This is a genomic window from Desulfurella multipotens (genome assembly GCF_900101285.1).
Lineage (GTDB): Bacteria > Campylobacterota_A > Desulfurellia > Desulfurellales > Desulfurellaceae > Desulfurella > Desulfurella acetivorans.
In genome coordinates, this window is the sequence record NZ_FMYU01000008.1 from 112,739 (window position 1) to 124,763 (window position 12,025).

Here is a 12,025-nt window from a genome sequence, read left to right on the forward strand (position 1 = left end):
AGCCTGGGTTTTAGCCTAGGCTAGAAACTTTTCCAGCGTAACTAAATCTCTAAACTCATTAAACTGTCTTTCATGATTTAAATCTTTTGGTATTAACTTATTCATCTCTTGTAAATCACTTTCACTTGTAAATGGTGGATACATTGTAGTGCGGATAATTAAATGTCCTTGAAAATGCTTTAGTAACTCAAAGGATTCTTTTAGTTTTTCACAATCACCGCCAAATGTTTTGTATTTTTCGCATGTTGCTTTTAAATCAAGCGCAATTACATCTACAAGATTAATTGCATCAGCCAAAACATCAGGGCAATGACCATTTGTATCAAGTTTTACCAGAAACCTTAGTTTTTTAATTTTAGTTATAAAATCAGGCAAATCATTTTGTAGAGTAGGCTCTCCACCTGTTATAACAACCGCTTCAATTTTGCCAACTCTGCTTTGTAAAAAAGACAATACACTAAACTCATCTAAAGTATTACCTTTAAAAAATACAAGTTCAGGGTTGTGGCAATATGGGCATCTTAAATTGCAGAAAGGGCAAAATAGCACAGATGCTATTTTGCCAGGATAGTCTATAAAACTTACCTTTTGAATTGCTGCTATTTTCACAGATTATACTCCAAACGTTGTTTAAACTCTTCTTGTTTGCCTTTATTCCAGTTTTGAACTGGTCTGTAATAACCTACAACCCTTGAATAAACCTCAGTTTCTTCACCACAGATTGGGCAGTTAAAATGTTCACCGGCTATGTATCCATGAGTTTTGCATATTGAAAATGTAGGCGTTATTGTCATATACGGTATTGGATAATTTTCAAAAGCTTTTTTAATGAAACTCTTTAGTGCGTCTTCCTGCGGCTTTTCCTGTAAAAATATATGCACCACGGTTCCGGATGTGTATAATACCTGCAATGGCGATTGATGATCCAATACTTCAAAAGGGTCATCCGTGTAGTTTACTGGCAAAAATGTAGAGTTTGTATAGTATGGATCTGATTCGCCTGATTGTTTTATGTCTGGGTATAACTGCTTATCTTTGTAAGCAAGTCTATAAGATGTACCTTCTGCAGGCGTTGCTTCAAGGTTGTAGAGATTACCTGTTTCTTGTTGATACTTTCTCAATGTTTCCCTCATAAATTCAAGAACTTCTATGGCAAAACTTCTGCCCTCTTTAGTTTGAATACCTTTTCCCATGAAGTTTAATAAAGACTCATGCATACCTACAATACCTATTGTTGAAAAATGATTGTTGAAGTGCCCAAGGTAAGCTAAAGTATAAGGCATAAGACCGTTTTTTAAGTTTTGCTCTACTACTTTGCGTTTGATTTCAAGCGATGTTTTTGCAATATCCATCATTCGTTTCAAGTTTTTGAAATATTCATCTTTAGTTTTTGATAAATAACCAATACGTGGTAAATTTATTGTAACAACGCCAATTGAACCTGTTTTATCGCTTGCGCCAAAAAGACCGCCACCACCTCTATTTTTTAATTCTCTTAAGTCTAATTGAAGTCTGCAACACATACTTCTTACATCGCCAGGGTTTAAACTACTTGAAACAAAATTTTGAAAGTATGGTAAACCATATTTAGCTGTAGCTTTAAGCAACAAATCAACATTTGGACCATCCCAGTCAAAATCTTTTGTAATATTGTATGTAGGTATTGGAAAAGAAAATATTCTGCCTTGAGCATCTCCTTCAAGCATTGTTTCTAAAAATGCTCTATTTATCATATTCATTTCATGTTGATAATCGCCATATACTGTATCTAAAACTTCACCGCCTATAATAACAGGTTTATCTTTTAAATCATCAGGCACAATCCAATCAAATGTAAAGTTAATAAATGGTGGCTGAGACCCCCATCTGCTTGGTACATTCATTGCAAATACCATTTGTTGGATTAACTGTTTGACTTCGTTATAATCAAGCTTATCAGCCCTTACAAAAGGTGCAAGTAGCGTATCAACAGAGTTAAATGCCTGAGCGCCTGCAAACTCCATTTGCATTACACCCAAAAAATTAACCATCTGCCCAGTAAGTGCAGATAAATGTCTTGCTGGTTTTGCTGTAATTTTGCCTTCAACGCCACCAAATCCCCTTGATATTAAGTCCATTAAAGACCAGCCAGCACAATACGCAACAATACCATGTGACAAATCGTGTATATGGATAGCACCATTTGTGTGTGCATCTGATACTTCTTTTGGGTAAATATTATTTAACACATAGTTTGCTAAAACGCTTCCAGCCAAATGTAAATAAAGACCAGGATAGCTGAATGTTGTATTTGAGTTTTCTTTTATGCGCCAATCGGTTTGGTTTACATACTCGCTTACAGTTTTTTCAACATCAAAAATTGCCTTTTTTGTATCCCTTGAAACAGCGCGCTTTTCTCTGTAGAGAATATACGCTTTAGCAACTTTAGCAAATCCTAGCTTTATAAGTTCTTCTTCGACAGTGTCTTGAATGTCTTCAATGTTAATTTCTTTAAGGTTTGCAAACTTTCTTTTTAAACTAAAAAGCACATTGTTTGTAACAAGTGTTGAGTAATCTTCTTCTCCAACAGCTAAAAACGCTTTTTTGATAGCATTTTCTATTTTGGTTTTATCAAAGGCTACTTTAGAGTAGTCTCTTTTAATTACAACTACTTTACTAAAAAAATCTGTCAAATTAATACTTGCTATGTTTGTTTTCATAAAACCCCCTCTATTTTTTCTCCATATTTTTTTCTTAAAATTTTTGCAGCTTCAATCATGTTTTTCAATGAAGGTATAACTTCTTCATATTTTCTTGTTTTTAAACCACAATCAGGGTTTATCCAAAAAAGATTTTTATCTATATACATAAACGACCTTTCTGCTATTTCTAACATTTCCTCTACGCTAGGTACACGAGGAGAATGAATATCCCACACACCAAGCCCGATTGCGTGATCATATTTAAATTTCTCAAAACTTGAAATTATATCACCTTTACTGCGAGATGCTTCTATAGATATGCAATCTGCATCCATTTCATAAATGTAGTTAACAATTTCATCAAACTCAGAGTAACACATATGTGTATGAATTTGAGTTAATTTGTCAACATCTTCAACAACAAATCTAAAGATTTTACTTGCAAACTCAAGATAATCCTTTTTCTTTGACTCTTTTAAAGGTAGACCTTCTCGAAATGCCGGCTCATCAATTTGTATAATCTTTATATTGGCTTTTTGTAAATCCATTACTTCTTCTTTTAAAGCAAGTGCTATTTCGTAAGCGATTACTTCTTTTGGAACATTAGGCCTTGTAAACGACCAATTAAGAATTGTAATTGGCCCTGTTAGCATGCCTTTTAGAGGCTTTTTTGTTAAGCTTTGAGCATAGACTATCTCTTTTATTGTCATAGGTTTTGTTCTTTTTACTTTGCCATAAATAATAGGTGGTCTTATTGCCCTTGAACCATAAGAAATGACCCAACCATGTTTTGTGCATAAAAAACCTTCTAACTTTTGGGCAAAAAATTCTACCATGTCGCTTCTTTCAAATTCTCCATGAACAAGTACATCAATTCCTAAATCTTCTTGTAGCTTTACAATGTATTTTATCTGATCATTAATGTATTGATTGTATTCACTCTCGCTTATTTTGCCAGATATAAATTGTGACCTTTTTTGCCTTAATTCTTTGGTTTGAGGAAAACTGCCAATTGTAGTTGTAGGAAACTTTGGTAGATTTAGTGATTTTACCTGTTCAATGTAGCGTAATTTAAATGGATGAGCTCTTTTTGGGTTTAATTTTTTTATAGTTAACAGAGTTTCTTCATAGTTTTCGTCTTTTTCCAATTGCTCGTCTGAAAAGTCATAATCCGATCTTCCATTTAATATATTTTTTAGCAAGTTTAAGTGTTGAAGTTTTTCTTTAGAAAATAATAGTTTATTTGATATTTTCGGATCAAAATTTTCTAATTCGAGACTAACGGGCAAATGCATTAGAGGCCCAGCTGTGCTCAAAATCATTTGATCTGAGGATAAGCTAAGTTTTTTCTGAACAAGCCCTATTAGCTGTTTTGCTTCGTTTAAGTTGTCTTTAAATGGATGCCTTGTGCCAATAAGGCCTATTTGAAGTTTTTTGTCTTTAGGTAAGCCAAATTTAATAACATTTTCGACATTTTCTCTAAAAGTAAAATCAAGACCCAATGTATCAAAATTAATATTTTCAATAATTTCATTAAAATAAGATAAACTTTCGTAGTAAGAATTAAGTGTTATATCTAAAAAAATGTTTTTTTTGACTATTTCGTAAGCATCGAATATGTCTTTTAAAAAACTTTTATCATAATCAAGAACAAAAGCTGGTTCATCAAAGCATATCCTTCTTACACCATTTTCTTGAAGTTGAATAAGCAAAGTATTATATTGCTTTGCAACATTCAAAAGCAAACTTCTAAATTCTTTAGTTTGCGATGGTTTAAGCCATTTGTTGTTATCGTTAATTTTCCCCAAACTTATAAATGTAAATGGTCCAATAATAACAGGTGTAGTATCATATCCAAGCTTTTTATCTTCAAGCCAGTTTTTTAACACCGTATTATTTTTAAGCTCAAAATGACCATCAAATTCAGGAACAATATAATGATAATTAGTATCAAACCATTTTGTCATTTCCTGCGCTTGAGCTTTTGAGTCCCCTCTTGCCATAGCAAAGTACAAATCTAGTTCATCTTGAATGTGTGAAAAACGCTCAGGAATGCAACCAAACATAAAGCTTAAATCAAGCATAAAATCATAATAAGTAAAATCGTTGCAAACGATATAATCAAGACCGCTTTTACTGTATACATCAAGGCGGTGTTTTTGGATTTCTTGCATATTACTTACAAATTCTTCTTTTGAAATCTTTTTTTCCCAATACGATTCAAGGTTTTGTTTGTATTCTCTTTTTAAACCAATTCTTGGGAAATAACTAGCCGTTGTCCTAAACATTTAACCTCCTTAAATTTATTTATTTTTAAATTCTTTTAAAAGCTCAATAAAATCTTCTGCATCAGCAAATTTTTTATACACGGAAGCGAACCTTACATAGCTTACCTGATCAAGTTTTTTAAGTGCATCCATTACCAGATTTCCAATGTCTTTTGAGTTTATTTCATAAAGTTCTTTTGCTTTTATATAGTCTTCTATGTCATTTGCAATTTTTTCTGCATCATCGTATGTAAGTGGTCTTTTATTTATGGCTTTTACTATGCCTTTTATAATTTTTTCTTTTTCAAAAAGCTCTTTTGAGCCATCATTTTTTATAACAACTATAGGTATATTCTCGATACGCTCATAGGTGTTAAATCTACTTCCACATTCATCGCAAACCCTTCTGCGCTTTATAACTTTACCATCTTCTATAACACGGCTATCAATAACGCGTGTATCAGATGCTTTACAAAACGGACAACGCATAAACAAACCTCAACATTTTGTGTTTTAAGTGTCAACTAACACAATATATTGTGTATAAAAATTTAAAAATGTCAATACTGTTTTTATTTTTTTGCTTATGGAAAAAATATGAGAAGAAAACTTATAACAAAAACTATTCTAGGTTAAAATCGTCAAGCAGTTTATCAAACAAATAATCTTTAATATTTTGTGGAAGTGGCTTAAAATCTTCTATGTCTGCTTGTGAATATAAAGTATTACCATCTTTGTCATGGTAGGATATGAATTTCAAAATAAACTCAACTTTCGTTTTATCTGTATAATCTATCCTGTATAGCATTCTTGCGCTTTGTGCAATTTTTATTGTATCATAATCAATAACAACTAAAGAATCTGTTTTTTTATTTAATAATTCTTTAATTTCTTTTTCTAAACCTTCTTTACTAAACTTTTTTTCAAGCCATATATTTTTAATGCCTTCTGAAATTATACCTGCACCTTCTTTATCCATGTAGTACACATTACCTACATCATCAGAACCAATCAATTCCCACTCAACAACAGGACAAATCATAAATCACCTCTTTTTTCTTTTAAATTAATACGATTTTTTTAAAAGTCAAATCAATAATACTAATTTTTGTTTAAGTTTAATTAATTTTTCTAATATTAACTAGAAAAATGCTACAAAATAACAAATATTTGACTTAACCAGTATGCTTTTGATATAGTAAAATAAAGATTGCAAGAAAATAAAAGGGGGTTGTATGAAAATTAAACGGTTGCTTGTAGCAAACCGAGGTGAAATAGCCATAAGAATTTTTAGAGCTGCAACAGAACTAAACATTGAAACAATTGGTATCTACTCTTACGAAGATCGCTATTCCTTGCATCGCTACAAATGTGATGAATCCTATCTTGTTGGCGAAGGTAAAAGCCCCGTTGATGCATATTTATCAATGGATGAAATTATTGAACTTGCAAAATCAAAACACATAGATGCAATTCATCCAGGATACGGCTTTTTAAGCGAAAACCCTTTATTTGCAAAAAAATGTATAGAAGCAGGCATTATATTTATCGGACCGCACTTTAGCGCTATAGAAATTTTTGGTGATAAATTAATGGCAAAACAAACAGCACAAAAATTAGGCATACCTACAATACCAGGTTCTAAAAACTGCATAACAAGCATAAACGAATTAAAAGAATTTGCCAATGAGTATGGCTATCCTATCTTAATCAAAGCTACAAAAGGTGGTGGCGGCAGAGGTATAAGGGTTGTTGAGAAACCTCAAGATTTAGAATCAGAATACTTAATGGCAAAATCAGAAAGCCTAAAGGCGTTTGGCAGCGATGAGATTATAGCCGAAAAATTAGTAAAAAATCCAAAACATATAGAAATTCAGATTCTAGGTGATAAATTTGGCAACTATGTACATTTATTTGAAAGGGACTGTTCTATCCAGCGCAGACACCAAAAAGTAGTAGAAATCGCACCATCTCTAAATATACCAGATGAGTTGCTACAATCAATGTATTCAGATTCAATAAAGTTTGCAAAAGAAACAAAACTCTACAATGCAGCTACATTTGAATATCTGGTTGATGAAGAAAAAAAGCACTATTACTTTTTGGAAGTAAATCCGAGATTGCAGGTAGAGCATACAGTAACTGAGATGATTACTGGTATAGATATTGTTCAATCCCAGATAAAAATTGCAAGCGATAAGCCACTTAAAGACATTTTAGGCACACAAGAAAATATACACAAAAAAGGATATGCTTTTCAATGCCGCATAACGACAGAAGACCCACAAAACAACTTTTTCCCTGACACTGGTAAAATTGAAGCCTACAGATCACCCGCAGGATTTGGTATAAGGCTTGATGCTGCAAGCGCCTATACTGGAGCATTAATAACACCATTTTATGATTCGCTCCTTGTAAAAATTACGGCCTTTGGTTTAACATTTGAAGAAGCTGCAAAAAAAATGCACAGGGCGCTTAGGGAATTTAGAATTAGAGGTATTAAAAACAACTTAAGATTTTTGGAAAATCTCGTGTCAAACAAAGACTTTTTAAGAGGCGATTTTAATGTTCATTTTTTAGAAACACATCCAGAAATATTTAGATTTGAAAAACCAAGGGATAGAATCAGCAAACTTCTAAGATTTTTAGGTAATAATATTGTTAACAAACCAAATGGTGAAGCGAAAAATATTGTTTTTCCAACAATAGTAAAGCCAAAAGCTCAAGGCAAAATACCAGAAGGCTTAAGGGGTGTGCTTTTAAGAGAAGGCCCAAAAGGTTTTGTAGAAAAAATCAAATCATCAAAAGAAGTTTTATTTTGCGATACAACGTTTAGGGACGCTCACCAATCATTGCTTGCCACCAGAATGCGCACAAAGGATCTACTTGAGATTTCTGATTTTGTTGCAAGAAAAATGAACAAACTGTTTTCAATTGAAATGTGGGGCGGTGCCACATTTGATGTATGCTACAGGTTTTTGAAAGAAGATCCCTGGGAAAGACTTGATATGTTGCGCCAAAAAATCCCAAATATACCGTTTCAAATGCTTTTAAGGGGTGCAAATGCCGTAGGATACACAAATTATCCAGACAATGTAGTAAAAGCCTTTATTAGAGAAGCTGTTGATAGCGGGATTGATGTATTTAGGATTTTTGACTGTTTCAACTGGACAGACCAGATGGCAATTGCCATGGAAGAAGTAAAAAAACTAGATAGAATCTGTGAAGCTGCTATTTCTTACACTGATGATATATTATCACCAAAAAACAATAAATACACACTCTCCTACTATGTAGATCTTGCAAAAAAACTTGAAAAAATGGGTGCAGATATTATAGCAATAAAAGATATGGCGGGGCTTTTAAAACCATATGCAGCCAAAGTCTTATTTAAAACTCTAAGTGAGGAAGTAGGTGTACCACTGCATTTTCATACACACAATACTTCAGGTAATGCTGAAAGCTCTGTTTTGTGTGCCATAGAATCTGGTGCAAAAATAATAGATGCTGCGGTTAGTTCTATGAGTGGTCTAACCAGTCAGCCTTCACTAAACTCCATAGTTGCAGCACTTAAAAACACTCCAAACGAATCTAGTCTAAACCAGGAAGATTTAGATACTGTTGCCAATTACTTTGAAAAGGTAAGACCTTACTACTTTATGTTTGAAAGTGGTCTAAAAGCACCAACAGCAGAAGTATATGAACACGAAATACCAGGAGGTCAGTATAGCAATTTAAGGCCACAGGTTATAAGTTTAGGTTTGCTTGACAAATGGGACGATATCAAAAAAATGTATAAACAGGTAAATGATGCATTGGGCAATTTGATTAAAGTAACACCTTCTTCAAAAGTAGTTGGAGATTTGGCTTTGTTTTTGGTTAGAAACAATTTAACTATTGAAGATTTCAAAAATAATGCTGATAAACTTTCACTTCCTCAAAGCGTAGTGGATTTTTTTAAAGGCTACCTAGGACAGCCCTATGGCGGTTTTGACAAAGAATTGCAACAAAAAGTATTAAAAGGTGAAAAACCCCTAACCGTTAGACCTGGTGAAATCTTGCCTGAATATAATTTTAATCAGGCACAAGAAACAATGAAAAATATTGTTGGAAGCGATGTAGAGTTTAGAGAAATTGTCTCATACGCTTTGTATGGCAAAGTTATAGAAGATTACTTTAATTTTAATAAAGATTATGGCGACGTATGGGTACTGTCTACTAAAGACTTTTTCTTTCCTTTAAATGTAGGTGAAGAAACTGTCATTAACCTTGAAGAAGGAAAAACAATTTTTGTAAAACTTATTGCCGTAGGAGAAGCAGATTCTAAAGGTCAGAGAATACTTACTTTTGAAGTAAATGGTGAATCAAGATTTGTTACAGTAAAAGATCTAAATTTACAAGCTACATTAAAACAAAATCTTAAAGGCGACAAAAAAAATCCAAATCATGTAATTGCCACAATGCCTGGAAAAATATCTAAAATACTTGTCAAAGAAGGTGATTTTGTTAATAAAAACCAGCCACTTTGCATTACTGAAGCAATGAAAATGGAAACAAAAATAGTTGCCATAAAAGAAGGCAAGGTCAAAAATATACTCTTAAAAGAAGGAGATACAATAGAAGAACAAGATTTGATAATTGAACTTGAATAATTAACACTATATCATTTTTGTGTAACCAATAATTAATACCACCTTATTAGGATAAGCTAAAGGTGGTATTATGAATCTTAATGATCAAATTTTTTTAGCAATTAACAATTTATCTTTATTAAACATAGGTATTTTAAATTTTTTTTGCATATTTGTTGCGCTTTTTTCTCCATATATTTACGCTTTAGGATTAGTTATTGTATATCTATCAAACCGCAAAAAACAGGCATTATGCGCTTTTTATGTAGCTTTGATAGGACTTTCTATAAATTTCTTAATCGGACTTTTTTATTACCATCCAAGACCGTTTGTTGAAGGACTTGGTAACCTGTTAATACCGCACGCCAAAGACTCTTCATTTCCAAGCGATCATGCCACACTTGCATTTGCCATATCGTTTGGCTTCTGGTATGCAAAAGAAAAAACAATTTCTATAATAAGCTTTATTTTCGCTATAATAACAGGATATGCCAGAATTTTTGTGGGTGTGCATTTTCCATTTGATATTGTTGGATCTTTTTTTGTTGCAATTGTAGCTTTGACTTTACTTAATGCTTTTGTGGCTTATTTCAGTAAAGTAAGTGATTTTTTAATTAAATTGCAAATAAGAATTTTCAATATGTTTTAAGATATGATAAAAGAATACACGCAAAAAAATTATTTAATCCGTATAAACCGTTTAATTGAACTAATTCGTTTGTTTTTTTAAAAATATTTTCTTTAGTAAATCAAAAACTTAATGTTGCAAACTTATTTGCAAGTCTTACATCTTATATAAGTGGTATTTCACCTTCCAGCGGTCGTATTTTTGCAAATACTGCAGTTAGATACATTTTTGCAAACAACATCTTGCTAAATATGCAAATCAAAAAATCTCAAAAATAGCCCAACGATCTTCATTAAAAAGGATTCTAATAATTTCTGATTTAAATATTGGCGATGCAGTAAACATCCAAACAGCTGCTAATTTGTTAAAAAAAATCGGATCACAATCAATAGATTATACCTTTGAGCAATAACTTACCTATTGATGCTTATGCAGCACTGATTGATTTTTGCGATTGCTTTATAAGCTCAGACACAGGTGGTTTACATATCGCATCTTCTTATAAGTTAAACGAACATAACAAAGCTTTAAAAATAAAACTGCAATATTTTCAATTTTTGGTGCTACACCTGCTAATATTTACTCGTATGACTCCTATAGACAAAATTTTTTGAAATCATCACAGGATGCTTTATCAAAATCTTATGTTTCAGATAGTCCATGCAAAAATATAACCTGCATAAACAAAGCTGCAAAAAAATGCAAGACTATTCGTTGTTTTTATGGTATAAACACTAAAGAGATAGTTTCTGATATAAAAAATTATTTGGATTTAAATGCATGATATAAAATTTATCTTATCTTTGATTGTTATCTATATAATGGGTTATTTTACAGCAATACCAGTTGGCGCTACGCAAATAGAGATCGCAAAACGTGCCTTTGCAAATTTAACAAGCGCAAGTTTGATGATTGTACTTGGTTCTGCAATATCTGATACAATGTATGGTTTTATAGCATTCTTTGGTATTGCACCTTTTTTGAAAAGTGAAACTGTAATGTCTGTTTTTTGGCTTTTAGCAAGTATTATTTTGTTTGTGCTTGGTATGCATACATTGATAAATTATAAAAAAACATTTTCGGTTTCGGCACAAAGCGATATAATAAAAAATCTGAAAGTTTCTTTTGTCACAGGCTTTTCTTTAGCTGTCACAAACCCTATGATGATATTCTGGTGGCTTGCAGTTTACCAGATACAAAAAGATATTGGTTTAATTAATGGTTATACAGCTTTAGACAAAGTATGTTTTCTGTTTGCAGGTGGTTTTGGTATTGCTAGTTACCTTGTTACTTTAACGTTTGTGCTTAAATGGGCAAAAAAGTTTCTTTCTGAAAAAATAGAAAAACGCATTAATATAGGCCTTGGTATTGCTTTGTTGGTGTTTGGATTGTATTTTTTAGTTAGATCACTTCGTGTATTAATTTAGTCAGTCATCCTGAAGCGTTAAGCGAAGGATCTCACTTTTAAGTGGGGAGATTCTTCGTCGCTATCGCCCTTCAGAATGACAAAAAGTAGGCAGCCATTGCCAGGCGCAAGAGATAAAGCTACCTTAAGTCTTAAACTTACCTACGCTAGATAACAGTCCTTCTGATATGTTCTTTAGGTTTTGGGCATTGGCTGATATTGTTTCTACTGCTTTGGCATTTTCTTCCTGGGCTTTGCTGATTTCTTTTACCTGCATCTCAAGCTCTGAAACTGTAGAAGAAAGCTCCTGTGTTGCAGCAGATAGAGAGTTTACCTGGTCTGATACATTGGAGATTTTATCTGATACAACTGAAACACTTTCTTTGGTTTGGGCAATGGAGTTTGCTTTTTCC

9 protein-coding genes and 1 pseudogene are annotated in these 12,025 nt (G+C 32.5%); 4 read left to right on the forward strand and 6 right to left on the reverse strand.

The annotated features are described in order from the left end of the window. Positions 1 to 15: 15 nt before the first annotated feature. From BLQ93_RS06600 to BLQ93_RS06620, 5 genes are all read right to left on the reverse strand, one after another. Positions 16 to 609: an anaerobic ribonucleoside-triphosphate reductase activating protein gene (locus BLQ93_RS06600; RefSeq protein WP_092129082.1), complete on the reverse strand. Its 594-nt coding sequence runs from the start codon at positions 607 to 609 to the stop codon at positions 16 to 18. Next, entirely contained in the window at positions 606 to 2,699 is a 2,094-nt protein-coding gene (locus BLQ93_RS06605; protein ID WP_092129084.1) for a ribonucleoside triphosphate reductase, read from the reverse strand. Before BLQ93_RS06605 ends, BLQ93_RS06600 begins: the two co-directional genes overlap by 4 nt. Beyond that, on the reverse strand, positions 2,696 to 4,969 hold the full coding sequence (metE, locus tag BLQ93_RS06610; RefSeq protein WP_092129086.1) for a 5-methyltetrahydropteroyltriglutamate--homocysteine S-methyltransferase: 2,274 nt from the start codon (positions 4,967 to 4,969) through the stop codon (positions 2,696 to 2,698). The genes BLQ93_RS06605 and metE overlap by 4 nt, the downstream gene beginning before the upstream one ends. Before the next feature lie 15 nt (positions 4,970 to 4,984). Further along, entirely contained in the window at positions 4,985 to 5,437 is a 453-nt protein-coding gene (nrdR, locus tag BLQ93_RS06615; RefSeq protein ID WP_025391261.1) for a transcriptional regulator NrdR, read from the reverse strand. Between the two features lie 133 nt (positions 5,438 to 5,570). Continuing rightward, the gene (locus BLQ93_RS06620; protein WP_092129088.1) at positions 5,571 to 5,990 is read right to left on the reverse strand and encodes a hypothetical protein; all 420 of its coding nucleotides are present in this window, start codon (positions 5,988 to 5,990) and stop codon (positions 5,571 to 5,573) included. A 193-nt stretch (positions 5,991 to 6,183) separates the two neighbouring features. Between BLQ93_RS06620 and BLQ93_RS06625 the strand changes: the two genes are divergently transcribed. The 4 genes from BLQ93_RS06625 to BLQ93_RS06640 all read left to right on the forward strand — a co-directional run bounded on the left by BLQ93_RS06625 (position 6,184) and on the right by BLQ93_RS06640 (position 11,634). Beyond that, positions 6,184 to 9,600, forward strand: a complete 3,417-nt coding sequence (locus BLQ93_RS06625; protein WP_092129090.1) for a pyruvate carboxylase — start codon at positions 6,184 to 6,186, stop codon at positions 9,598 to 9,600. A 70-nt stretch (positions 9,601 to 9,670) separates the two neighbouring features. After that, positions 9,671 to 10,228 carry an undecaprenyl-diphosphatase gene (locus BLQ93_RS06630; RefSeq protein WP_092129092.1) on the forward strand — a complete coding sequence of 186 codons (558 nt, stop codon included), beginning with the start codon at positions 9,671 to 9,673 and terminating at the stop codon, positions 10,226 to 10,228. 589 nt (positions 10,229 to 10,817) lie between these two features. Beyond that, positions 10,818 to 10,991 (forward strand): hypothetical protein, encoded by a 174-nt coding sequence (locus BLQ93_RS09410; RefSeq protein WP_156922875.1) that lies wholly within the window; start codon positions 10,818 to 10,820, stop codon positions 10,989 to 10,991. Next, entirely contained in the window at positions 10,984 to 11,634 is a 651-nt protein-coding gene (locus tag BLQ93_RS06640; protein WP_092129094.1) for a LysE family translocator, read from the forward strand. The genes BLQ93_RS09410 and BLQ93_RS06640 overlap by 8 nt, the downstream gene beginning before the upstream one ends. A gap of 123 nt (positions 11,635 to 11,757) precedes the next feature. Here BLQ93_RS06640 and BLQ93_RS06645 read toward each other — a convergent pair. Continuing rightward, positions 11,758 to 12,025, reverse strand: a pseudogene (locus BLQ93_RS06645) (hypothetical protein); the annotation flags it as partial.

Coding starts and splice junctions, on each gene's coding strand:
- BLQ93_RS06605 (WP_092129084.1), bottom strand. CDS start 2,699: ATGAAAACAAACATAGCAAGTATTAATTTGACAGATTTTTTTAGTAAA.
- metE (WP_092129086.1), bottom strand. CDS start 4,969: ATGTTTAGGACAACGGCTAGTTATTTCCCAAGAATTGGTTTAAAAAGA.
- nrdR (WP_025391261.1), bottom strand. CDS start 5,437: ATGCGTTGTCCGTTTTGTAAAGCATCTGATACACGCGTTATTGATAGC.
- BLQ93_RS06620 (WP_092129088.1), bottom strand. CDS start 5,990: ATGATTTGTCCTGTTGTTGAGTGGGAATTGATTGGTTCTGATGATGTA.
- BLQ93_RS06625 (WP_092129090.1), top strand. CDS start 6,184: ATGAAAATTAAACGGTTGCTTGTAGCAAACCGAGGTGAAATAGCCATA.
- BLQ93_RS06630 (WP_092129092.1), top strand. CDS start 9,671: ATGAATCTTAATGATCAAATTTTTTTAGCAATTAACAATTTATCTTTA.
- BLQ93_RS06640 (WP_092129094.1), top strand. CDS start 10,984: ATGCATGATATAAAATTTATCTTATCTTTGATTGTTATCTATATAATG.